This window comes from Bacillus sp. 3G2, assembly GCF_044324725.1.
Taxonomy (GTDB): domain Bacteria; phylum Bacillota; class Bacilli; order Bacillales; family Bacillaceae_G; genus Bacillus_A; species Bacillus_A mobilis.
Map to the genome: position 1 here is coordinate 848408 of NZ_CP172246.1, position 22764 is coordinate 871171.

General features: G+C 36.3%; 21 protein-coding genes and 1 riboswitch. Of the genes, 10 read left to right on the forward strand and 11 right to left on the reverse strand.

What is annotated here, in order from left to right; all coding sequences use genetic code 11:
* Positions 1-26: 26 nt before the first annotated feature.
* Positions 27-365, reverse strand: coding sequence for a winged helix-turn-helix transcriptional regulator (locus tag ACHZK0_RS04345; protein WP_262740859.1), 339 nt, complete (start codon positions 363-365; stop codon positions 27-29).
* A gap of 169 nt (positions 366-534) precedes the next feature.
* Here ACHZK0_RS04345 and ACHZK0_RS04350 point away from each other — a divergent pair, with 169 nt between their 5' ends.
* The gene (locus ACHZK0_RS04350) at positions 535-1074 is read left to right on the forward strand and encodes an ester cyclase (protein ID WP_262740858.1); all 540 of its coding nucleotides are present in this window, start codon (positions 535-537) and stop codon (positions 1072-1074) included.
* A gap of 23 nt (positions 1075-1097) precedes the next feature.
* Positions 1098-1646 (forward strand): NAD(P)H-dependent oxidoreductase, encoded by a 549-nt coding sequence (locus ACHZK0_RS04355; protein ID WP_395761193.1) that lies wholly within the window; start codon positions 1098-1100, stop codon positions 1644-1646.
* Between the two features lie 44 nt (positions 1647-1690).
* Here ACHZK0_RS04355 and ACHZK0_RS04360 read toward each other — a convergent pair whose 3' ends face one another.
* Both ACHZK0_RS04360 and ACHZK0_RS04365 read right to left on the reverse strand, forming a co-directional pair.
* Entirely contained in the window at positions 1691-2209 is a 519-nt protein-coding gene (locus ACHZK0_RS04360) for a general stress protein (RefSeq protein WP_262740856.1), read from the reverse strand.
* 88 nt (positions 2210-2297) lie between these two features.
* Positions 2298-4037, reverse strand: coding sequence for an SgrR family transcriptional regulator (locus tag ACHZK0_RS04365; RefSeq protein WP_395761194.1), 1740 nt, complete (start codon positions 4035-4037; stop codon positions 2298-2300).
* Positions 4038-4141: 104 nt separating this feature from the next.
* Between ACHZK0_RS04365 and ACHZK0_RS04370 the strand changes: the two genes are divergently transcribed.
* Positions 4142-5404: an MDR family MFS transporter gene (locus tag ACHZK0_RS04370; protein ID WP_375808038.1), complete on the forward strand. Its 1263-nt coding sequence runs from the start codon at positions 4142-4144 to the stop codon at positions 5402-5404.
* Positions 5405-5448: 44 nt separating this feature from the next.
* On the opposite strand, the gene ACHZK0_RS04375 is transcribed toward ACHZK0_RS04370, so the two are convergent.
* The 4 genes from ACHZK0_RS04375 to ACHZK0_RS04390 all read right to left on the reverse strand — a co-directional run bounded on the left by ACHZK0_RS04375 (position 5449) and on the right by ACHZK0_RS04390 (position 9451).
* Positions 5449-5652: a hypothetical protein gene (locus ACHZK0_RS04375; RefSeq protein WP_001063864.1), complete on the reverse strand. Its 204-nt coding sequence runs from the start codon at positions 5650-5652 to the stop codon at positions 5449-5451.
* A gap of 316 nt (positions 5653-5968) precedes the next feature.
* Positions 5969-6484 (reverse strand): type 1 glutamine amidotransferase domain-containing protein, encoded by a 516-nt coding sequence (locus tag ACHZK0_RS04380; RefSeq protein ID WP_395761195.1) that lies wholly within the window; start codon positions 6482-6484, stop codon positions 5969-5971.
* Positions 6485-6765: 281 nt separating this feature from the next.
* Positions 6766-7965, reverse strand: coding sequence for an ABC transporter permease (locus ACHZK0_RS04385; RefSeq protein ID WP_395761196.1), 1200 nt, complete (start codon positions 7963-7965; stop codon positions 6766-6768).
* 61 nt (positions 7966-8026) lie between these two features.
* Complete coding sequence (locus ACHZK0_RS04390) at positions 8027-9451, reverse strand: amino acid permease (RefSeq protein WP_088095289.1); 1425 nt, start codon at positions 9449-9451, stop codon at positions 8027-8029.
* Between the two features lie 146 nt (positions 9452-9597).
* Positions 9598-9784, reverse strand: a riboswitch (Lysine riboswitch).
* Between the two features lie 200 nt (positions 9785-9984).
* Between ACHZK0_RS04390 and racE the strand changes: the two genes are divergently transcribed.
* Entirely contained in the window at positions 9985-10821 is an 837-nt protein-coding gene (gene racE / locus ACHZK0_RS04395) for a glutamate racemase (RefSeq protein WP_395761197.1), read from the forward strand.
* A gap of 42 nt (positions 10822-10863) precedes the next feature.
* Here racE and gapN read toward each other — a convergent pair whose 3' ends face one another.
* A complete protein-coding gene (gene gapN, locus ACHZK0_RS04400) occupies positions 10864-12303 on the reverse strand; it encodes an NADP-dependent glyceraldehyde-3-phosphate dehydrogenase (protein WP_395761198.1) in 1440 nt (479 codons plus the stop codon).
* A 586-nt stretch (positions 12304-12889) separates the two neighbouring features.
* Between gapN and ACHZK0_RS04405 the strand changes: the two genes are divergently transcribed.
* The 5 genes from ACHZK0_RS04405 (at position 12890) to ACHZK0_RS04425 (ending at position 19164) form a co-directional block, all read left to right on the forward strand.
* Positions 12890-14650, forward strand: coding sequence for an ABC transporter ATP-binding protein (locus tag ACHZK0_RS04405; RefSeq protein WP_270606395.1), 1761 nt, complete (start codon positions 12890-12892; stop codon positions 14648-14650).
* Positions 14647-16647: an ABC transporter ATP-binding protein gene (locus ACHZK0_RS04410; protein ID WP_395761199.1), complete on the forward strand. Its 2001-nt coding sequence runs from the start codon at positions 14647-14649 to the stop codon at positions 16645-16647. Before ACHZK0_RS04405 ends, ACHZK0_RS04410 begins: the two co-directional genes overlap by 4 nt.
* Before the next feature lie 271 nt (positions 16648-16918).
* Positions 16919-17716, forward strand: coding sequence for an amino acid ABC transporter substrate-binding protein (locus ACHZK0_RS04415; protein ID WP_000732853.1), 798 nt, complete (start codon positions 16919-16921; stop codon positions 17714-17716).
* A complete protein-coding gene (locus ACHZK0_RS04420; protein WP_262740847.1) occupies positions 17703-18401 on the forward strand; it encodes an amino acid ABC transporter permease in 699 nt (232 codons plus the stop codon). The genes ACHZK0_RS04415 and ACHZK0_RS04420 overlap by 14 nt, the downstream gene beginning before the upstream one ends.
* Before the next feature lie 28 nt (positions 18402-18429).
* A complete protein-coding gene (locus tag ACHZK0_RS04425) occupies positions 18430-19164 on the forward strand; it encodes an amino acid ABC transporter ATP-binding protein (protein ID WP_377922645.1) in 735 nt (244 codons plus the stop codon).
* A gap of 51 nt (positions 19165-19215) precedes the next feature.
* Here the strand turns inward: ACHZK0_RS04425 and sasP are convergent, their stop codons facing one another.
* Positions 19216-19419 (reverse strand): small acid-soluble spore protein, SasP family, encoded by a 204-nt coding sequence (gene sasP / locus ACHZK0_RS04430; RefSeq protein WP_000013349.1) that lies wholly within the window; start codon positions 19417-19419, stop codon positions 19216-19218.
* 419 nt (positions 19420-19838) lie between these two features.
* Between sasP and ACHZK0_RS04435 the strand changes: the two genes are divergently transcribed.
* Positions 19839-20084, forward strand: coding sequence for a hypothetical protein (locus ACHZK0_RS04435; protein WP_061677876.1), 246 nt, complete (start codon positions 19839-19841; stop codon positions 20082-20084).
* A gap of 16 nt (positions 20085-20100) precedes the next feature.
* Here the strand turns inward: ACHZK0_RS04435 and ACHZK0_RS04440 are convergent, their stop codons facing one another.
* Positions 20101-21561, reverse strand: coding sequence for a YheC/YheD family protein (locus ACHZK0_RS04440; protein ID WP_395761200.1), 1461 nt, complete (start codon positions 21559-21561; stop codon positions 20101-20103).
* Between the two features lie 20 nt (positions 21562-21581).
* Positions 21582-22634, reverse strand: coding sequence for a YheC/YheD family protein (locus ACHZK0_RS04445; RefSeq protein ID WP_262740845.1), 1053 nt, complete (start codon positions 22632-22634; stop codon positions 21582-21584).
* Positions 22635-22764: the final 130 nt, after the last annotated feature.

A 22764-nucleotide genomic window follows, 5' to 3' on the forward strand; every position in this document is an offset into this window, starting at 1 on the left:
CCTTACGACGGTAAGGGGTTTTTGTTTTATAAACTTAATCCAAATCGTTTTAATTCAATGAAAATCCCCTCTAATTGCTTTCCTTTATCCGTTAATGTGTACTCTACACGAGGCGGAACTTCTGGATATACTTTTCTCGTTATAATTCCTTGAAACTCTAGTTCTTTTAGTCGAAGTGATAATGTTTTCGGACTAATCCCGTCCATTGATTTTTGTAAATCACTAAAGCGCAATGTTCCTTCAATAAGAAGGTCGCGAATGATTAAAAATGTCCATTTTGTACTAATTACATCAAGTGTTTTAGCGATAGGACAAGGTATGCCAGGTAAACCTTTCGTTAATTCAACTGGATCTATATTGTTCATGGAACTAGCCTCCATAAAATTTTTTTGAATGAATTTGCTCTATAGTATCACAAAACTATACTTTTGGTAACTATATGAAAAAAATATCACTACTTCCATTAAGAAAGTTAATGCATATACAATAGCAATACGGAATACAAAGGGGTTAGATGAGGAGGAGGTGATTTTTATGGGGATAAAAAAGTTGGTTGGATTCCTTAGTTTGTTTGTTGTTTGTATTGTACTTGTAGCATGCGGCGTGGAAGAAAAAACGGAAGTCCAGTTATTAAAAGAAATGCCAAAGCCAAAAGCAATGACAATTGATCCCTCACTAAGTAAAAAGGAAGCGACAGAGATGGTTCATGCAGCACAGCGTTTTTATGCATTTTGGGATACAGGTAAGGAGGAGCTTATTCCGCAGACTGTTACTGAAAATTTTTTCGATAATACATTGCCGAAAGGGCGACCACAAGGCACGGAAGGATTAAAGTTTGCGGCACAAAATTTTCATAAAGTCGTTCCTAACATACATTGCGAGATTGAAGATTTATTAGTCGTCGGTGATAAAGTAACAGCTCGTCTTTCTTTTACAGGAACGCATAATGATAAGAAAATCAATTTTTTTGCTATTGATATTTTACATGTGAAAGACGGAAAGATAACGGAAGACTGGCATTTAGAAGATAATCTTACGCTGAAACAGCAACTTGGGTTAATAGCTGAAGAGTAAATTATATAGGGGAGAGAAAAGCGATGAAAAAAATATTCATTATAAATGGACATGAAAAATACGGTACGAAAGAAGGACGTTTAAATAGAACGTTAGTTGATTATATGGTAACGGTATTAAGTGAGAAGCACCATGTGAAAACAACAACGATTCAAGATGGCTATAGTATTAAAGAAGAACAAGAGAAGTTTTTATGGGCTGATGTTGTAATTTATCAAACGCCGATTTACTGGTTTAGTGTACCAGGTTTATTTAAAACGTATATGGATGAAGTATATGAATACGGTTTGTTCTTTAAAGGTGCTGATGAATATGGAACAGGTGGTTTATTAAAAGAGAAAGAGTATATGTTTTCTACAACTTGGAATGCACCTGAGAAAGCATTTGGGGATAAGACGAAGTTTTTTGAGGGAGAAAGTTTAGAGTCAACGCTTAGCCACTTACACCGCGTACAAAAGTTTCTTGGCATGAGTCCGTTAAAGAGTTTTGCTTGTTATGATGTGGTGAAGAATCCGGATATTGAACAATATTTATTGAACTTGAAAGATCACTTAGATGGAGTAATTAAATAATAGTATGTGAAGAAGGTACTACTAAGGATGTAGTACCTTCTCTTTCATGAAATACGTTGAAAGTCTTTACTTATACAGGACTGTTTTAGTTTTTTTGATTTGATTAAATGTTTAATATCAGAGATGTTATCGTATGAAAGCTGAGTGTGATAATAGTTAATGTACTCAAGTAATGCGAAAATATAAATAAATAGAGTGAATGATAGCCCACCTAAAGGTAAGTGGGGATACCAAATTACAAAATCAATAGTAAACGTAATAAATCCTGTGATAATGAATGCTATATTTATCTTTTTAAGTATTTTTAAATATTGAATCATCCTAATAGGTGTAACAGATGTTTTCTCTTTTTTTAGTCGTTTCCATTTTAGGTACCAGTAAAGTGTTCCTTGTAATAAGATAAACTCTAAAAGAAGAAATGAGACCCAAAAAGAATATAATGAATATAAATGTAACGTAGGATAAGCATAATTAAGTAAGTAACTTGTGAAAATAAAAGTAATGACTGAAAATAACTCACCTGTGTATAGATAGGAAAGTCTTTTTTCTAGGGTGCGTTTCATGGTCCTCTCCTTTTATCCAGCATTAACGGGCAGTGGGGATGAACAAAACCACCACTGATTAAAGTTTCACTTTATAATGACTCACATTTTAAGACATGGATGGCTTTATCCATAATTTCGCAAAATTTGCCCAGCCGAATGAATCAATTGTTACGTTTTTTAAAGAAGACGGGTATGTTTTTCTTTTTAAAACGTGATAGTTAAATAAAATGATGTGTTCTGCTTGTAAAAATTCTTCGATTTCATACATGAGCTCATAGCGCTTTTTTTTATTTTCTTCTAATAGAAAGGTATCAAGTAAACAGTTAATTTGGTTTTCATAGTGCGGGTCCATGAACCGATTTACGAAGCAACTTTTATTTTTAAATACATTTAAGAATGCAAGTTCATGATCAGCAGCAAACACTTCTCCCATGAAAATAATATCGGCGTGCTTATCGATAGAATGATCCATATAATCTGAAACAAGAAATGGATGAAGTTCTACGTGTATTCCTAATTGTTCACACCGTTCCTTTAGGAAATGTGCGTCATTTGCACTATCTTTAAATGCGAAGAAGTAAATATGTATCGTTTCTCCATTATAGGTGCTCTTTTTTAAATACTCTTTCGCTTGTTCTAAAGAGTAGGACCTTTTAGCAACTTGGCGGCTTCTTTCAGGGAAAAAGCTTGATGCAGCAATTGTTCGTCTACCCTCTATGCTACGCAGTATCGTTTCAACATCATATATTTCTCTCCAAGCTTTTCGAAAATACATGTCGTGATGAGGACCAGGTTTTGTAAAATTGAAGCTAGCATAAATACAACCTACTTCTTCTATTTGTATATCATGCCTTTCATTCCCCTCTTCATTTGGTAGTTCATAATCAGCATCGATTTGTATATGATCAGGAATACCCCAAAATTCAATACGGTCTAATAACGCGCGCTCTTTAAAATAATGGGTGAACGCTTCGAGTACGATATTGTCTTCAGAGTAATGAGCAAGTTTGAAAGGTCCAGTACCTATATAATGATGATTTTGAATACTAGCATCACGTGGCAAAATTGCTAGTTGCATGGAACTTACATAGTGTAAGAAAAAAAAGTTGGGTTTTGCTAAATGGAATCGAATTTGCAGTGGTGATGGTGTTTCAATTTGAACAATTTCTTCTGTTAACCATTCGAAAGGAGAGTGAACTTGCTTTAATCGTTCAAATGAAAATTGTACATCTTTAGAAGTTAAAACTGTTTCGTTATGAAAATGTATATCCTTTCGTAAATAAAAGGTCCATGTAAGCCCGTCTTCACTTAATTCCCACGTATGTGCAATGTGTGGTTCCATTTTTTCAGTAACATCGTTATAAACGACTAACGTGTCAAAAATTTGACTCGTAAGATGGCTCTCTGTAGTTACAGCGACAAAAGCCGGATCTAATGGGAATATCTTTCTTGATATAGGAATTTTTAATATGTCGTACATATCATTTGAAGGTTCGTATCCAAAATGATGATGTAGTTTATTTTCTATCTTTTTTTGAAGTGCAAGAGGTAGCGGTTCTTTTAAAAGAAGAAAGATATCCTTTAATTTTTCTTGCGCTAACAGTTCATCGGTGTAGGATTCAATCGCTTCTACGAGACTATGTATAAATTGAATTTCTGTTTTATTCCCGCGGCCTCTCCCTGGAGTCCAGTGAATGAATTGCTCCTCGCTCATTTTCTTTAATAAAATTTTTACGTTTTTCGTACTGCAATATAAAATATCCGCTAATTCTTGTAAGCTATTTCGGATATGTTGTTGATCTTGTGCGTGTAGTCTTAGTCTAATGTAATAGTCCATAATTTTCATATATACACTTCCTTCTATAATAAAAGGGGAAACTCTTTAGAATATTCTAACCTTTTTCTTCCTCTTTTTCAAAGTAAAATAAGTAAGCATAAGGAGGGGGAACAATGGGATTTTGGAGTATGCATCGAAATATAAAGATTAGAATTATAACTTCGTTTTTAACACGTGCTGTGTCCACGATGATTTTTCCATTTATGGCGATTTACTTTTCAATAAAGTTAGGTAGTGCGATTGCAGGTGCGTTATTACTCATTAATGTCATAGCTTCATTAGTAATTGGTTTATACGGTGGATATGTGGGGGATCGGCTCGGTCGTAAAAAGGTGATGATTATCGGTCAAAGTATACAAGTCATTTCCATTGCTTGTATGGGGGTTGCGAATTCGGATTATGTAGACTCACCGTGGCTAACATTTATCTTTATGTTAGTGAATAGTTTAGGATCTGGACTTATGAATCCTGCGACAGAGGCGATGTTAATTGATGTGAGTACACCGGAAAACCGAAAAGTGATGTACAGCATTAACTACTGGGCAATTAATTTATCCATTGCGATTGGAGCGATATTTGGCGGATTACTATTTGAGAACTATAGATTACAATTGTTTATCGGATTAACAGTTATTGCAGTTATTACATTATATGTGATGGCCGTATATATGGAAGAAGTGTATGTAGCACGAAAAACGGTAGAGAAGAAAAATGTATTAAAAGATATGGCGGATAGTTATAAAGTCGTGATGAAAGATAGAGCGTTTCTAATTTTTTGTGCAGCAAGTATATGCACATTATCTTTAGAGTTTCAGGTTAATAATTATTTAGGAGTACGTTTGCAGCAGGAATTTGAAACGGTGCACTTTTTCTTTTGGAATGGTGTTACGTTTGATTTAACAGGTATTCGCATGATGAGCTGGATTTCAGCAGAAAATACAATTTTAATTGTATTATGTTCAGCGCTTCTTATTAAAATGCTGAAACGCTTCAATGATTTGAAAATCTTATATGTAGGTTTATTCATTTATACAATTGGCTTTACCATACTCGGAACGAGCAATAGTTTATGGATCTTATTAATCGCAGGGCTTTTCCAAACAGTAGGAGAGATGATGTATGTGCCAGTACGTCAATCTATTATGGCAGATATGGTGCCGAATGAGGCGAGAGGTTCTTATATGGCGATTAACGGAATGGTTTTTCAAGTGGCAAAAATGAACGGGGCATTAGGTGTTATGATAGGCTCATTTCTTGCATCTTGGGGCATGAGTGCTCTGTACTTTATCGTTGGTATGAGTAGTATTTTATTATTTATGAAAGCGATAGGGAAAGAGAAGTATGAGGGTGAAAGAAATGTGTCCCAGATTGGATAAAACGATATGAAAAGCGATGCTAGAAATCGCTTTTCATATGGCCTTTAAAACGGATCAACTTCAGCTAAATTTGGAGTGGTGCTCGGTTGTAGCAAAAGATTTTTTAACGTTCCTACTTCAGAAAGAGCTACTAATATGTAGCCACTAATCAGTACAATAAGTCCGATGACGCGTAACGTTTGTAAGCTCACTTCATTATTATTCGTTTCCGTTGGATTTGGGGGCGTTGAAGGTGGATTGTTATTCATAAATAAGGCTCCCATCTTTTGTATTTATATATGTGTAAAATCATGATTTAGCTTATGGATAGGAATTGTATAGTCATTTTCACTATATGAGAATTGCCTATGAAAAGTGATTGGAAATTTTGGGATGAGAAAAGAGTGTAACCCAAAAGGTCATGAAAACTACACTTTTGGGTTACACTCTTTTTATTTATCCTGCTATTTGTGGGGGTCGGATTGCCTGTAAACGACCAGTTGGTGAGGGCTAATAATCAGTAGGGGATGAACAAAACCCTACTGATTAAATTTTTTCATACATATATGAGGTTAGCCAAAGCAACTATCCTAATATACGCAATGATTCTTCAATAAACGCTGGGATATCCTCTGGTTGTCTACTTGTTACTAGCTGATTTTGGCATACGACAACCTCTTTGTCATGAAAATGTCCACCGGCATTTTTCAAATCGACTTCAATAGATTTATATCCAGTCACATCGCGTCCTTCAAGTGTTTGTGCAGTGATGAGTAATTGGGGTCCGTGACAAATAGCAAAAATAGGTTTTTTCTCATCCATAAATGCTTTGCTAAAGCGAACAAAACGTTCATCTGCACGAAGTATATCTGGGGAAAATCCGCCTGGTATGAAGAGGGCATCAAAGTTCTCTGGAGAAACATCATCAATATTTTTATCAATTACGACTTCACTTTTTCCTTGTTTACCGTGTACTGTTTTACCTTTTTCCATTTCAATAGTTGTTAATTCATATCCCTTTTCATTAAAAGCTTCTACTGGCTCTGTGTATTCTGTGTCCTCGAAATAATCCGTTATTAAAATAGCAATTTTTTTACTCATTCTAATCCACTCCTTACATTATATTATCGGTTTCAGAATCATCCTTGAGCAATGTCTTTTATAAAGTGAAACTTTAATTCATGTTTTTTCATTCCCTCCAGTTCCTTTGCCCTGTTAATTTAATACATACCCTTTTTATTAGGATGTAAACATGTATTATCGTTTTTGTATGTAAAATCATAAAATATCGGTTATGCCGGTGATTTTTGTTTGAGGAAGAAAAATAAAAAAACCAAGGAGATAATGTATTTTCTCCTTGGCTTTTAAGATAATTCTTTTCGTTAAAACGAGGAAATGCGTTTCTTCGTTTTTGGTACAATAATAAATTTGATCCAGAGTAACCCGACAATCATAATGATAAGGCTATGTAAAAATTGACCTGTAGCAATGAGTATAACAATTGAAAATACAATGAGTTGCATGCTTAGCAATATAAAAATTAAGTGAAGAAATTGATTCATTCGTTTTTCAGTATCAATTGGATATAATGCTACGATAATATTTCTCGGAAAATATTTCCACAGGGAACGGAGCTGCATAGAAATCATATATAGGACGATATATGCGATAGCGCCTTTTACGTATATGTTTGGTATAAAATATAAGGCGAAGGCACCGATTAAGCCTAAGCGAATATATATACCGAAATAATCATTCCCGCGTAAAAATGCGAGTGTATGTAAATAGAAGAAAGTTGCTCGCTTTTTATGTAATAAAGGTTCAATCCAATTTGTAAGCCATTTTCTTTTATTTACTTGCTTATTCAGTTGCGGAACATCGGTAAAAATACTAGCAAATTGATAAAAACGAACATTCATTTTTTCTTCTTGTTCGATTATGTAATCCCACGGTATTCGTTTTGTAGGCTGTTTTTTCGTATATAGAAATAGGAAAGCAAGTAGTAAGAGCAATCCGCCTAATATAAGAACATGTGCTGAGTAAAACAGCATGTAAATGATTAGGGCGTTACAAGCAATACGAATAATGAACCATATGTTTTTTTCATGACTATCACGCCACATCCAATGTATGTACATATTCCAAGCTTTCGTAATCATTAAAACGATAAAGATTGTACATAAGAAAGGTACCGTTACTTGTAATGACTGCAGGGCAAGTGGAACGAGAATCAGGAACGTAAATAATAATGGGAAAAGCTGAATGATGTAATTATATAGAAGAGACTTTTTAAAATAAGATGTTAGTTTCTCTTCTAATGCAAGCAAATAGACAGCATCAGGTTTTTGAATAAATGTACGGATCGAGCATCTCGTTATAATGAATGTAAGTACAATCGTGATGAGTAGTAAAGATATTCCTTTAGAAGGAGATGCTTTTAGAAACTGAGCATAGTAGTATGCGCCAACGCATGAAATAAAGATAAAGCTATATAGTAAACCGTTAATCATACGTGCAAAGTATGTAATGATATTTTGCATATGTTGTTGGAAGCGACTGCTCCATAGTGATTCGATTGACATGTTTTTCACCTCTTTGTTCTATTATATATGTTTTATAAAAGAAAAAACGAGCAAAATTGCGTTATGCAACTTGCTCGTTTTTCTTTTCGTTATTTTTTTTCTGATCACGATTCATTAATGGATAGAAGGCAAAGCCGATTACGAATAAACCAATTCCGAGAAGGAACGTTTTTATATCGGATGCACCGGTTTTAATAACCCATAGTGCGTAGCAAAGTGCGATCACTGCGACTATACCATCTGTAATTCTTGCCCGCATTTCATTTTTATATGTTTCACCAGTTGCGACTAGTTTTAACTGGAAGATTGGTGAAACGAGATATGGAATGAGGTAGGCCAGTGTTGATACGGTAATAACGAATGTATAAGCTTCCGCAATTGTTCCTGATAATGTTGAGAATAAGAACACTTGCGACATAATGTTTGTTAATCGTAATGAGTAAATTGGACTTCCTTTTTTATTTGTTTTCGTGAAGAAGGAAGGGAAGAAACCTTCTTTTGCTGCTTGATACGGTACTTCTGAGCTTAATAAAATCCAGCCTAATATAGAACCGAATAGGGAAGTCAGAGCAAGTAATGCCATTAGTTTCCCGCCGCCATGACCCATTGCAGCATTTAATGCATCTGCTAATGGACGTTCAGAAGCTTGTAATTTATCAACGTGAAGTACACCCATTGTTAAAATTGTAATTCCTAAGTAAATCGCAACTGTAATAAGTAATCCCGCAACTGTTGCGCGTTTTACTGTTTTAGGAGAGGTAGCACGGTTTGATAAAAGTACTGCCGATTCAATTCCGATAAATGCCCAAAGCGTTGTAAGAGCAGCTAAGTTTACTTGTGAAAGTAGGCCGTGTGATACACCTGATTTATCGATCATCGGTGTGTACCATTGTCCAAACTTAGAAGCTTCGAATGCAAATAATGTAACGACGATGAATAAAAGGAATCCAGTTACTTTCGTTGTTGTTGCTAAGAAGTTTAGCTTTCCAGCTCCACTTACACCGTTTGTTAATATAATATGAGTTCCCCAAAGTAAGATGGAACAAATCGTAAATGTAATTAGTTTTCCGACTTCTATGTCAAAAGAACCGATTGAAAATAGTAGTCGTGTATCTTTCATAATTGGGAAGAAGAGTGATAAATATCCCGCGAAAGATGTAATGATGGCAACGTTACTTGCCCAGTTTGCAACCCAATATCCCCATACCATACTGAAACCAGCCATTTTTTTCTTTTTTGGTGATGAGAATAAAGCATATGCATGACTTTGTGGTCCTGTCGTTAAATCAGGACGACGAATTGCTAAATTACCGAAAACAAGAGCTAGCATTAAAACACCAAACCCTGTTGTTAACCAAGCTAAAGTGACACCGAGAGGGCTTGCTGTTTGTGCCAACGTACTTGGCACCATGAAAATACCAGCGCCAACCATGTTACCGACAACGAAAGCTGTTAGTACCCAAAAGCCCCATTTTTTTTGTTGCATAGAAAATACCTCCAAAGTTAGTATAACCAAGTCAAGCGAGGAGATATGTATGTCTTCTTAGTAGAGAAGAGAAGTTCCAAACAAAACAAAAAAAGCACGTAATTTGCCGCTACATGCTTTCTATCTTATAAGAAACCCACGACATACCTCTCGATAGCTCTCCACAAACGAAACGTTTCGTTTGTGACAGTTCTGCACTTATTAAATGCAGACCCAGCAAGTGTGCATGGTGGACACGACTTACTTCGGCAATCATTCCTTTCTCATTCCTTCATCAATGCCACTACATCTCCTGAAATGATACTCTTAATGATTGCAACCTCTACCTCACCGAGATACGAATGAGGATTTAAATATTAAATTAACGTATTTAAGAGTAACAAATGAATTTTTATACGTCAATGGATATAGTAATAATCAGATTATAGAGAAGAGTTTGTAATTAAAAGTGAGAGGGATTGTTATCTAATATCGAATTTTCATAATATAATAAATGTTATTAGCACTAGAAGATTGAGAAGGGGATGAAGTATATGTCTGCATGTAATAAAAATTCCGTAATAGGTGTACTAGATTCAGGGGTTGGGGGATTAACAGTTGCGAGTGAGATTATCCGTCAATTGCCTAAAGAGAGTATTTACTATATTGGTGATAATGAGCGTTGTCCGTATGGGCCAAGAAGTGTAGAGGAGGTACAATCTTTCATATTTGAAATGGTTGAGTTCCTCAAACAGTTTCCATTAAAAGCCCTAGTGGTAGCATGTAATACTGGTGCAGCTGCTGCATTGACTGATTTGCAAGAAGTACTTCCCATTCCGGTTATTGGCGTTATACATCCGGGAGCAAGGGCTGCAATTAAAGTGACAAAGAAAGGAGAAATTGGAGTAATTGGAACTGTAGGTACGATACAGTCTAATATGTACGAAAAAGCATTACACGAGCTTGATACATATTTGGAAGTGCATAGCCATGCTTGCCCGACTTTAGCTACAGTTGTAGAAAATCAATTAGAAGATGAAGCATATGTAACGCAGCAAGTGAAACAAGCTTTACTGCCATTAACGAAAGAAGATATAGATACGTTAATTCTTGGGTGTACGCATTATCCACTTTTAGAGTCCTATATAAAAAAGGAGTTAGGAGAGGCTGTGACAATTATTAGTTCTGCAGAAGAAACAGCGATAGAGTTAAGCACAATTTTACAGCACAAAGGAATTTTGTCTGACAATCTTGATCCGAAGCATCGATTTTTTACAACAGGCTCAGTTTCATCATTTGAACATATTGCTGAGCGATGGCTAGGGTATCAAATTTCTGTAGAATGTGTGAATTTAACTATGGAAAAACAACTCGTGAACTCAATTGTATAAAAAGAAGCTGATCTAAAACTAGATCAGCTTCTACATATAAGATTAAACTAAGTTTAATACTGTTACTTTTTCACGTGTCATAGACTCAAGGCTCTTGCGAATACCTTGTGCGCCCATACCTGAACCTTTTACACCGATGAATGGGAAGTGGTCAGGGCCGCGCTCTGTGCGTCCGTTAATTTGAACAGAACCAGTTTCGATTTTGTTAGCAATTGCAAATGCTTTGTTAATGTCTTTTGTGAAGACACTTGCTTGTAAGCCGAACTCTGATTTGTTAGCAATTTCAATTGCTTGCTCATCTGAAGAAACACGGATGATTGGAAGGATTGGGCCAAATGGCTCTTCCCAAGCAACTTTCATTTCTTCTGTTACGTGGTCGATTAATGTTGGGTAAATTAAGTTACGCTCACGTTTGTTACCGATAACAATTGTTGCACCTTTTTCAATAGCGTCATCAACTAAACCTTGAACGAAGTCAGCAGATTTATCGTCGATTAATGGAACGATTGTGCTGTCTTGTTCTGGAGATCCAACTGATAGTTCAGCTACTTGTGCTTTTAATAAGCTAACAAGCTCGTCTGCAACGTTTTCGTGTACAAGTACACGTTTAATAGCTGTACAACGTTGACCAGAGTAAGAGAATGCACCGCTTACGATATGGTTTGCAGCATCTTGTAAGTCAGCATCTTCACGAACGATACCAGGGTCTTTACCACCAAGTTCTAATACAAGTGGAATCATTGCAGCTTTTTTCGCTAAATGTTTACCTGTGTTTGTACCACCTGTGAACGATACCATATTGATGCCTTCGTGTTCTACTAAGTAGTCACCAATTACAGAACCGCGTCCTGTCGCTACGTTTACAAGACCTTTTGGAAGGCCAGCTTTATGAAGTGCTTCAACCATTTTAATACCGCTAATTGCACCTTGAGTTGCTGGTTTGAAAATAACAGCGTTACCCATAATTAATGCTGGTGCAAGTTTTGCAGCAGATAAGTTTACTGGGTAGTTAAATGGTGCGATTGCTAATACAACACCAAGTGGTGCGCGTTGGATGATCGCAAGTTTCGATTTCGTTCCGCCAGGGAAGCTATCGCCCATCATGCTTTCTCCGTGCATATGAAGAGCTTCTTCAATTGTGTAACGAATGAAATCAGCTGTACGAACAACTTCTTTCTTCGCATCTTTATATCCTTTACCGACTTCTTTCATAATGATATCGGCAATTTCATCTTGCATATTTACGAGCTCATCAGCCCACTTATATAAGTATTTTGCGCGATCTTGTAGAGAAGCTTCTGCCCATGATTTTTGAGCTTCTTTTGCAGATGCAATTGCTTCATCTACTTCTCCGCGAGTAATTGCTTGTACTTGTCCAATTACTTCGTGTAAGTATGGAGATGGAATTTCGATTGTTTCTCCTGAAGAGCTTTCTCTCCATTCTCCGTTTAAATAAAATTTGTACGTATTGCTAGTTGTCATGATTAGTCCTCCTAAAATAGCAACTTGTAAGAGTGAGTATAAGGTGATTGTAGGGGGTTTGATAACATTTTTCAAATGAAATGTTTGTGAAAACGATTTCTTATTCTTTTTTTATTTTGTATGCCCTTTCTTACAGAACATTCTCTTATTTCAAACGGATGTAGCGTATATTTTTATTCGTTGTGTAAAAAAATAATTGACAGAATACTCAATAAAGTTGTAAGATTATAAATGGAAAATAAATGAAGGGGGTGTGCGTAATGATTGTAATCGTAAATGTAATGAACTTAGCTCTGTTAAATGGCAGAAAACATTCATATCATTACGCAACCCGTACGGATATATAGGGCATCTTTGTCTTATAAAAAGCGTACGTTGCGTATATCGTAACGTACGCTTTTTATGCATTTCTGTGCATATCGTCAAGCGGCGGTATGCTTTTTTTTGTTTTCCACGTTACTATATAAAACTTTGGAAGGTGGAAAAATGTGATGAGATTGTATGGATTACGAAATGTAAATGTGATGGGTCTGGATAGTGGATAAAGAAATGAGAGGGAAACGAGCACGAGAAGGGAGAGGTTACATTGTTATCAGTATTACTAAAGTTAAAATGGTTTTTTAAAGAGCATTGGAAGAGATATAGTATCGCCATTGGAGCTCTTTTAATTGTAAATATAGTTGAAGTTATTCCCCCGAAAGTGTTAGGGGTTACGATTGATAACATAAAAACAGGAACGTTATCGAATGAAGCAATTATGCAATCTATTCTTATTTTAATAGGGGTTACGATTGTTGGATACGGTCTTACTTTCGTTTGGCAACATCAGTTGTTTGGGGGAGCATTCGTACTGGAGAAGACGATGCGCTCTAAATTTATGGGGCATTTACTTAAAATGACACCGACGTTTTATCAAAAGAATCGTACTGGTGATTTAATGGCGAGAGCGACAAATGATTTAAAAGCCATCGCTATGACAGCTGGTTTTGGTATATTAACGCTCGTGGATTCGAGTTTATATATGCTTACGATTGTCTTTATGATGGGATTTACAATTAGTTGGGAGCTTACATTTGCGGCGCTTATACCGCTTCCGATTATGGCGTATGCGATGAATATATATGGAAAGAAATTGCATGAAAGATTTACAGTTGCGCAAGATGCGTTCGGTGATATGAACGATAAAGTATTAGAATCGATCGCTGGCGTGCGCGTTATTCGTGCATACGTACAAGAGAACGCAGATCAGGAAAGATTTCATCATTTAGGAGATGACGTCTACGAAAAAAATATGAAAGTAGCTAGAATCGATGCTTTATTCCAGCCAACTGTGAAAATGCTTGTTGGTCTTAGTTATTTAATTGGTTTAGTGTATGGCGCGTATCTTGTATTTCAATCAAAGGTAACACTTGGTGAACTTGTTTCATTTAACGTGTATTTAGGGATGATGATTTGGCCGATGTTTGCAATTGGCGAATTAATTAATGTTATGCAAAGAGGAAATGCATCACTCGACCGTGTGAATGAAACGTTAGCGTATGAACCAGATGTGAAGGATCCGAAAAATCCAAAGCTTGTACAAGAGCCGGATTATATTCAGTTTGATGATGTTACCTTTTCATATCCTTCATCAACTGAAACAAATTTAAAGAAGGTTTCATTTACATTAAAACAAGGGGAAACGCTTGGGGTTGTTGGGAAAACAGGAAGCGGAAAAACAACGCTCGTACGTCAGCTTCTTCGTCAATATCCGCTTGGAGATGGGGATATTGCAGTCTCTGATGTGACGTTAGATAACATAACGAATGAAAATGTACTCGGCTGGATTGGGTATGTACCTCAGGAACATATTTTGTTCTCAAAAACAGCGAGGGAAAATATTTTATTCGGGAACCGAGATGCGACTGAAGAAGAACTCGAGAAAGCGATTGAAATTGCGGCGTTTACAAAGGATTTAGAGTTTTTACCAGAAGGGTTAGAAACGCTCGTCGGAGAGAAGGGTGTTTCTTTATCAGGAGGGCAAAAACAAAGGATTTCAATTGCGCGAGCTGTGATTCAAAATCCAGAAATTTTAATTTTGGACGATTCGTTATCAGCTGTTGATGCTCGTACGGAAGCAGCGATTATTGAAAATATAAGAACAGAAAGAAGCGGAAAGACGACAATTATTACGACGCACCGTTTATCAGCTGTACAACATGCGGATTGGATTCTCGTTATGGATGAAGGTGGAGTAATGGAAGAGGGTACGCATGATCAGCTTATTAAAAGCGGAGGCTGGTATGCTGAGCAGTTCGAAAGACAACAAGGGGAAAGTGAAAGTGCGGATAGTGGGGTGAAAATATGAGCGTTTCAAAACGATTGTTTCAATATGCGATGAAAGTGAAAGGGACGATATTTGCAGCGATGCTAATGTTATTTATTTTTGTCATCGCAGAGCTTGCGGGTCCTTTCGTCGCAAAAACGATGATTGACGATCATATCGTTGGAATAGAGAAACCTTGGTATGAAACAGAAAAGAGTGAAGAGGCTGTTCCGTATAATGGTACCTTTTATAAGCGAAGTGATCGCTTTGAAGAAGGTGAGAAAAAAGGAAAAGAAGTACGCGTGATGCAAGTCGGTTTTCAATATTACTTTGTGCCGAATAAAGTGAATGCTGAAGGATCACGTACTGTAAAAGATGATATGATTACCGTTCAAAATGGTAAGGCGGTGCAAGTGTATAAAGCGAAAGCATTAACGAAAGAAGAAGTGTTTGCGTTTTATAAACCAGAAATAAACCGTCTACTTCTACTTGGTGGTGGCTATTTCGCTTTATTAGTAGTCGTTTCATTATTTGCATACGGAAAGCAATTTTTCTTACAGAAGGCAGCGAACAAAATTATTCAAATTATGAGGGAAGATGTGTTTTCTCATATTCAAACGTTGCCGATTCGGTATTTCGATCATTTACCAGCAGGAAAAATTGTATCGCGTGTCACGAATGATACGGAAGCCATTCGGGATTTATATGTAACGGTGCTTGCGACATTCGTTTCTAGTATCATTTATATTATCGGGATATTTGCCGCGCTATTTTTACTCGACGTAAAATTGGCGACGTTATGTTTACTTATCATCCCGATTTTAATCGTTTGGGCGATTCTTTATAGAAAGTATGCGTCTGTATACAATCATAAAATGCGTTCACGTTTATCTGATATTAACGGAACGGTGAATGAATCTATTCAAGGGATGCCAATTATTCAAGCGTTCCGTCAAGAGCGTGAAACGAAAAAAGAGTTTGAAGAATTAAATGGCGATTATTTTAAATATCAAAATAAAATTTTGAATTTAAATGCAGCAACTTCGCATAACTTAGTGTCTGTATTGAGAAATATCGCTTTCACAGGTGTGATTTGGTATTTCGGTGGTGCTTCATTAAGTGCTACAGGCGTCATTTCTCTAGGGATACTGTATGCGTTCGTTGATTATTTAACACGATTGTTCTCACCGATTACAAATATGGTAAACCAGCTTGCTAACTTAGAACAATCACGTGTTGCATCAGAACGTGTTTTTGAATTGTTAGAGGAAAAAGGGGAAGCGGTAGAAGAGGAGCGTATGCCTCGCTTACAAGGAAATGTGAAGTTTGATAATGTGTCGTTTTCTTATAATGGAAAAGATGAAGTACTAAAAAATATTTCTTTTGAAGCGAAACAAGGAGAGACAGTGGCACTTGTCGGTCATACTGGATCAGGGAAAAGTTCCATTATGAATGTACTCTTTCAGTTTTATGAATTTGAAAAAGGAAAGCTTACGATTGACGGTCATGATGTAAAAGAGATGCCGAAACAAGCAACTCGTGAACATATGGGAATCGTACTGCAAGATCCGTTTTTATTTAGCGGGACGGTAGCATCTAATGTTAGCTTAGAGAATGAAAAAATTTCAAAAGAGCGCATCGTAAAAGCATTACGTGATGTTGGTGCTGAACGATTTGCGAACAATATAAATGAAGAAATTACGGAGAAAGGAAGTACACTTTCCACCGGAGAACGTCAGCTTATATCGTTTGCTAGGGCACTTGCTTTTGATCCGGCCATTTTAATTTTAGATGAAGCGACATCTAGTATTGATACGGAGACGGAAGCGATGATTCAACAAGCGCTAGAAGTTGTGAAAAAAGGGAGAACGACATTTATTATTGCTCACCGTCTTTCGACAATTAAAAGCGCAGATCAAATTATTGTGCTTGATAGAGGAAAGATTTTAGAAAAAGGCTCTCATGATGAGCTAATGAAAAAGCGTGGGCGTTATTACGATATGTACAAAACGCAAATGGAAGGAAACCAGAGCGCTTAATAGGTGTGGAGGAGAACTTGTGATTTTCACAAGTTCTTTTTTAGTGAATCAGGGTAGTTAAATAAGAAGTATTGTTTTACCTTTTTCTTTATAAATGCTATATTAAAAAATGTTACTTATTTTTTGTATGTAGCGTTATTTTTCCCTTTTGTTTGATTATGAAGAAAAAGGATAAACTAAATAAGAACATTTTCATTGAAAAATTGTTCAAGATTGCATACAATCAATATAGTTTTTAAATTCCTATCAGAATACTTGGAGGATTACCATCATGAAAAAATTATTTTCAGTACTTGCAGTAACTACATTAGCGATCGGGATTGTAGCGGGCTGCGGTAAAGAAGAGAAAAAAGATACAGCTAGTCAAGATGCGTTACAAAAGATAAAACAAAGTGGTGAACTTGTAATTGGAACAGAAGGTACATATCCACCGTTCACATTCCACGATTCAAGCAATAAATTAACTGGATTTGACGTTGAATTAGCAGAAGAAGTTTCAAAACGTTTAGGGGTAAAACCTGTATTTAAAGAAACACAATGGGATAGCTTACTTGCTGGTCTAGATGCAAAGCGTTTCGACATGGTTGCAAACGAAGTTGGTATTCGTGAAGATCGTCAAAAGAAATATGACTTCTCTAGCCCATACGTTTCATCTTCAGCGGTATTAGTTATTGCAAAAGATAAAGATAAACCTGCTACATTTGCTGATGTAAAAGGACTAAAAGCAGCACAATCTTTAACAAGTAACTATGCGGATATTGCTAAGAAAAATGGTGCAGAAATTACAAATGTAGAAGGCTTTAGTCAAGCAGCAGAATTATTAAACACTGGCCGCGTTGATTTCACAATTAATGATAAATTATCAGTGTTAAACTACTTAGAAACGAAAAAAGATGCAAAAATTAAAATTGTAGATACAGAAAAAGAAGCGTCACAAAGTGGGTTCTTATTCCGTAAAGGTAGCGACAAGCTAGTACAAGAAGTAAATAAAGCGTTAGAAGATATGAAAAAAGACGGTACGTACGATAAAATAGCGAAAAAATGGTTCGGTGAAAATGTATCTAAGTAGCGCATTGGTTTCAGATCGATTGTCTACTTGGATAGATATTATGCAGTCTTCCTTCATGCCTATGCTGAAGGAAGCTGTGTTTACGACAATTCCATTAACGCTTATTACATTTATTATCGGGATTATACTTGCGACGTTAACGGCGCTTGCACGTATTTCAGGTAGTCGTATTTTACAATGGATTGCTCGTATCTATGTATCTATCATTCGCGGAACGCCACTTCTTGTACAGCTATTTATTATTTTCTATGGTCTGCCAACTCTTAATATTGAAGTTGAGCCATATACAGCGGCAATTATTGGATTTTCATTAAATGTCGGTGCATATGCATCTGAAATTATTCGTGCTTCAATTCTTTCCATTCCGAAAGGGCAGTGGGAAGCAGCTTACACAATTGGAATGACATATCCGCAAGCGCTAAAACGTGTTATTTTACCGCAAGCGACGCGCGTATCGATCCCGCCGCTTTCGAATACATTTATTAGCTTAGTGAAGGATACTTCATTAGCATCGTTAATTTTAGTAACAGAAATGTTTCGAAAAGCGCAGGAAATTGCGGCAATGAACTACGAGTTTTTAATTGTTTATTTCGAAGCAGGTCTTATTTATTGGGTAATTTGCTTCTTATTATCTATCGTGCAACAAATATTAGAAAAACGTTCAGAACGTTACACTCTAAAATAACCCTTTCATAAAAGGAGTTTTTGTTTTTATGATTTCAATTCAACATTTACAAAAAAGTTTCGGAGATAATACCGTACTAAAGCATATAGATTTATCAGTTGATAAGGGAGAAGTTGTTGTTATTATCGGACCATCTGGATCTGGTAAAACGACCTTCTTACGTTGTCTTAACGTGCTAGAAACGCCGAACGCTGGTAGTATTCGTATCGGTAACAAAGCGCTCGACTTCTCTCAAAAAGTATCGAAGAAAGATATTGTTAACCTTCGTACACAAACAGGGATGGTATTCCAGCACCATAACTTATTTCCGCATTTAACAGCACTTCAAAATGTCATGGAAGGGCTCGTTACAGTGAAAAAGATGGGGAAAGAAGATGCGAAGAAGAAAGCAAACTATTTCCTTGAAAAAGTTGGTCTTGCGGATAAAGTAGACTTATATCCGTTCCAATTATCAGGCGGACAACAACAGCGCGTTGGAATTGCTCGCGCGCTTGCGATGGAGCCGGAAGTGTTACTATTTGATGAGCCAACGTCAGCGCTTGATCCTGAACTCGTTCAAGAAGTTCTGAAAGTAATGAAAGAACTTGCGAAAGAAGGCATGACGATGGTGATTGTAACGCACGAAATGCGCTTTGCACATCAAATTGCGAACCGTGTTATTTTCATGGATGGCGGTGTTGTTGTCGAACAAGGTACACCAGAAGATGTATTTACAAATCCAAAAGAAGAACGCACGAAGAAGTTTTTACAAATGTTGCAATAAACTAAGGAAGGTCTCAAGGCATATGCCTTGAGACCTTTTTGCCATATATATTTATTTTTGGAATCCGCCAAGGCTTTGCTCAGCCATTGCAACTAGACGTTTTGTAATTTCTCCACCAACTGAACCGTTAGCACGAGCCGTAGAATCTGCTCCTAATTGTACACCAAATTCTTGAGCGATTTCGTACTTCATTTGATCGATTGCAGCTGTTGCACCTGGTACTACTAATTGATTGTAAGAACTTTGGTTTGCCATAGGAATATATCCTCCTTAGAGTTATAAAAATTTTTTTTGGTTGGAATAGCTGGATTTGAACCAGATTATCGCCCCGTTTGGCGCTAATCCATCGGTAATTAAGTTTGTACTCATAGTATGGATGTTACCTAGAAAGATATACGAAATAATAATTTGTAAATTTTGTAAAAAAGTATTAGTGATTTCGTAAAGTATGAAATAAGAGTAATCGTTGTATTTTTTAGAAAGAAGGCTAAACTAAGAGCGATTTGAAATATGTTTTTTATATCCGGCTAATCCGGGGAAAATCATTAACTTCTTATGTATGACTTATAACATTTATAGTTCTGTTTTGAGTAGGAGTGGGACAGAAAACTCTTATGTACAGCTAGATGTTCTCTTCAATCAACTTGTAAATGATAACGTATGGAGGAATCGTGATGGGAATTTGCCCGCTTTGCAACGCATTAGAATCACAAACATATTCTTGTCAAAATTGCGAAGGTATACTCCAAGATTATGGGAAAACTGTAGATTACATAGACGATTATAGTGCGTATATGGATCAAGAATTATTAAGTGCAGTAGATGGTTTAACACATAGTAATTCACAAGAATACTGTAATCATGTTTTTTATTGCGGGATATGTAATGTGGAAACAGAAGTTGTAGTAAAACTTGTGTAAATAGAAAACTTCCACCTTATGAATGAGGTGGAAGTTTTTGTTTTCGTATTTGTGAGTGAATCATAGGGGAAGGGATATGTTCCGTGTTTGATGGAGCTTCGGATTTTACTTGAGACATTTTTTCTTTTGCGTCGCGCAAAGAATGTTCAGTTAAGTAGATGGCATATTCGTAAAATAATTGGCGCGTCAGTTCACTTTGTTCTTTTAACTTGGCGTCTTGGAATACCGTTCGCCCAGGTTTAGAGTTTGCTTCAAAGAGCCATGGATTTTCCTGCGTGTCTAAACCGATGTCAAAACCAATTTCTCCAATATTTCCGGTTACTTGTTCATCGAGCGCGTAACTGATTTGTAAGGCAGTTTGTTTTAATTTGTTTTCAATTTGAACTTGTTTCGTTGAATCAGGAAAAAGTTCTTGTAGTAATTTTGTATCGCCACCGCTATTTACATGTGTTGTTAAACTACCTTTGCCAGCAATTTTTGCAACGATTGCACTGACCATCCATTGGCCGAAATGGTTTTTATTTGTATGAATGCGAAAATCAACAGGTTGCCCATCGAAGCGAAGTAAGGAAATACCTTGTTGTACGATAAACTTTTTTAAATCATGTCCTTTTAATACATGGTTTAGAAGCGTTTCTAATGATTGATACTTTCTTAGTTTGTTTTCTTCATTTTCGCGATAACGACAGTAGTAGCAATTCTCTGCTTGAGAATAAAATAGTTGATGAATATTTCTACCGAAGCTGCCGTGAATCGGTTTCATGTAAATCGATTTATACGTACCGAGAAATCGTTCTACTTGTTCGAAGTGTTGAAATGTTTCTGTGTTTGGTAAGAACGGAATAATGGATTCATCTTTCATAAGAAGTTGATGTACTTCCCATTTATTAAAAAATCCTGGATTAAACCACGGAATAGCATAGTCATGCTCTAATTTTCTTTTTGCCCTTACGATCGGTTTATAATTTTCGGCTTTACGATTTGGTAATCGGTCGTAAATGACATTCGGTAAAGGGACTTTTTTCTTAATCCATTGCCCTTCTTGAAAGAAATAGCCTTCAATTGTTTCATCTTCCCAGTTTATATGTTGTACACCAAAAACGAATACAAATGGTCGTAAGGTGAATGGTGGCGTTAGTAATTCGCCAAGAGAAGTTGAACGGTTTCCTAAAGGGTTAGAAGAGTCATCGTTAAAACCAGTTGTGAAAATCCCGATTAATGGTCCGAAAATAATGGTTTCATTTTGCGTGAATGCATGGATAGTAGTGGAATGAGGAAGCAAAAGTTTCTCTGCAATTTGTTGTCCGATAATGATTTCACGAGTAAAGGAATAATGAATTTTTACTTCGTCACTTGCAACATGGCGTACGCCGAAGGAAAGGGATGTAATGGGTGGTGTAATGGAAAAAATATAAGGTAAAGTAATACTATTTGGATGCTCATTTGAAATATTTAACGTATATATGTGCTCTTTCAAAATGGGTTTACCCCCTTTCATTATGGTGTGAAGCGACTAAACTGTAGTGGTCCGTGATATATTTTTTCGGCTAATGAATCACTATGACGAATGTAATGTTCGTATGGGGGAATCGTGTTGACATACATAAGCCAAATTGCCCCTTTTTGATCCATAATGGTGGAAAGCTCTAGCTCGAATAACGAAGAATAAGATTGATCTAATGTTTGGAGCACTTCATTTATAATATCGTGTAAAGCGTCCTGTAATAATTGTACACCGGTACTAGATAATACGTATTTAACTTTTGAAAATGAATGCAGCGAGGAATCATCTGTTGCCGAAAGTAAAAGTTGATTCGGAAATGAGCTTTTTTGTATAAATTGACCGATAGCATTCCACTTCTGTTCTTTATTTTTTTGCAAAATGGTTCGAATATGGAGTGGGTAAGTTAATTGATTTGGTGGTTGCAGCATGGTATGGGTGATGTAACGCGCTGACCGTATATTAGATTTGTACCAAGATATAAATTCATCTGTCCGTTTGATTGGAGTAGAAGTGTGATAGTCGTTATTTATCGTATCGATATGAAACGTTTTGTTTTTGTAAGCGACCCGGTACAGACTTTCATTGGAATGTGCACTAGTAGGACGTATAATAATATCTTTTGTTTTTAATAACAGTTTGAAAATGTTTTGTATCGTTGCTATTTCGAATTTTGGTATATAAGGAGATAATTTTTTATTCGTGAGAAATACATCATGTAGTTCGCTTAAGTCAATGAGTGTGTTATTTAAAAAGGTAGTGGTAGGACGGTTGTGTAATGAGTGAATAATTGACTTTGCTTTTTGGAAGTCTGTTTCCTCGTTAAAAGAAGAACGATCGTATATATAAGAAGGAATAGGGAATGTTTGCTCTTTCCATTTTCCTGTATCAGTATCATAAATCAGACCAGAAATAAGATCTGTTTTAGGATCCATACCAAATGGCGTAAACTGGGCAACGACATTATGATAAAGCCGAGCGCGTTTAGCGATTTCGGTGTAATACGTTTGCTCATAATGAGGGTGGGAAGTTAAAATACCGAGAACCAACGAAATCACTCCTTTACTAACAAAATGTTGGCACAATAGGCGAAGCTATATATTGCAAATACGTTTTTATACCATTATACTTTTGTCCGTATGATGATATGCTATAGTTTTGGAGAAGCGAAAGGTTGAT

What these genes read in the sequence shown, in the direction of transcription:
- ACHZK0_RS04345 (WP_262740859.1), bottom strand. Translation starts at nt 365, where the DNA reads ATGAACAATATAGATCCAGTTGAATTAACGAAAGGTTTACCTGGCATA.
- ACHZK0_RS04350 (WP_262740858.1), top strand. Translation starts at nt 535, where the DNA reads ATGGGGATAAAAAAGTTGGTTGGATTCCTTAGTTTGTTTGTTGTTTGT.
- ACHZK0_RS04355 (WP_395761193.1), top strand. Translation starts at nt 1,098, where the DNA reads ATGAAAAAAATATTCATTATAAATGGACATGAAAAATACGGTACGAAA.
- ACHZK0_RS04360 (WP_262740856.1), bottom strand. Translation starts at nt 2,209, where the DNA reads ATGAAACGCACCCTAGAAAAAAGACTTTCCTATCTATACACAGGTGAG.
- ACHZK0_RS04365 (WP_395761194.1), bottom strand. Translation starts at nt 4,037, where the DNA reads ATGAAAATTATGGACTATTACATTAGACTAAGACTACACGCACAAGAT.
- ACHZK0_RS04370 (WP_375808038.1), top strand. Translation starts at nt 4,142, where the DNA reads ATGGGATTTTGGAGTATGCATCGAAATATAAAGATTAGAATTATAACT.
- ACHZK0_RS04375 (WP_001063864.1), bottom strand. Translation starts at nt 5,652, where the DNA reads ATGAATAACAATCCACCTTCAACGCCCCCAAATCCAACGGAAACGAAT.
- ACHZK0_RS04380 (WP_395761195.1), bottom strand. Translation starts at nt 6,484, where the DNA reads ATGAGTAAAAAAATTGCTATTTTAATAACGGATTATTTCGAGGACACA.
- ACHZK0_RS04385 (WP_395761196.1), bottom strand. Translation starts at nt 7,965, where the DNA reads ATGTCAATCGAATCACTATGGAGCAGTCGCTTCCAACAACATATGCAA.
- ACHZK0_RS04390 (WP_088095289.1), bottom strand. Translation starts at nt 9,451, where the DNA reads ATGCAACAAAAAAAATGGGGCTTTTGGGTACTAACAGCTTTCGTTGTC.
- racE (WP_395761197.1), top strand. Translation starts at nt 9,985, where the DNA reads ATGTCTGCATGTAATAAAAATTCCGTAATAGGTGTACTAGATTCAGGG.
- gapN (WP_395761198.1), bottom strand. Translation starts at nt 12,303, where the DNA reads ATGACAACTAGCAATACGTACAAATTTTATTTAAACGGAGAATGGAGA.
- ACHZK0_RS04410 (WP_395761199.1), top strand. Translation starts at nt 14,647, where the DNA reads ATGAGCGTTTCAAAACGATTGTTTCAATATGCGATGAAAGTGAAAGGG.
- ACHZK0_RS04415 (WP_000732853.1), top strand. Translation starts at nt 16,919, where the DNA reads ATGAAAAAATTATTTTCAGTACTTGCAGTAACTACATTAGCGATCGGG.
- ACHZK0_RS04420 (WP_262740847.1), top strand. Translation starts at nt 17,703, where the DNA reads ATGTATCTAAGTAGCGCATTGGTTTCAGATCGATTGTCTACTTGGATA.
- ACHZK0_RS04425 (WP_377922645.1), top strand. Translation starts at nt 18,430, where the DNA reads ATGATTTCAATTCAACATTTACAAAAAAGTTTCGGAGATAATACCGTA.
- sasP (WP_000013349.1), bottom strand. Translation starts at nt 19,419, where the DNA reads ATGGCAAACCAAAGTTCTTACAATCAATTAGTAGTACCAGGTGCAACA.
- ACHZK0_RS04435 (WP_061677876.1), top strand. Translation starts at nt 19,839, where the DNA reads ATGGGAATTTGCCCGCTTTGCAACGCATTAGAATCACAAACATATTCT.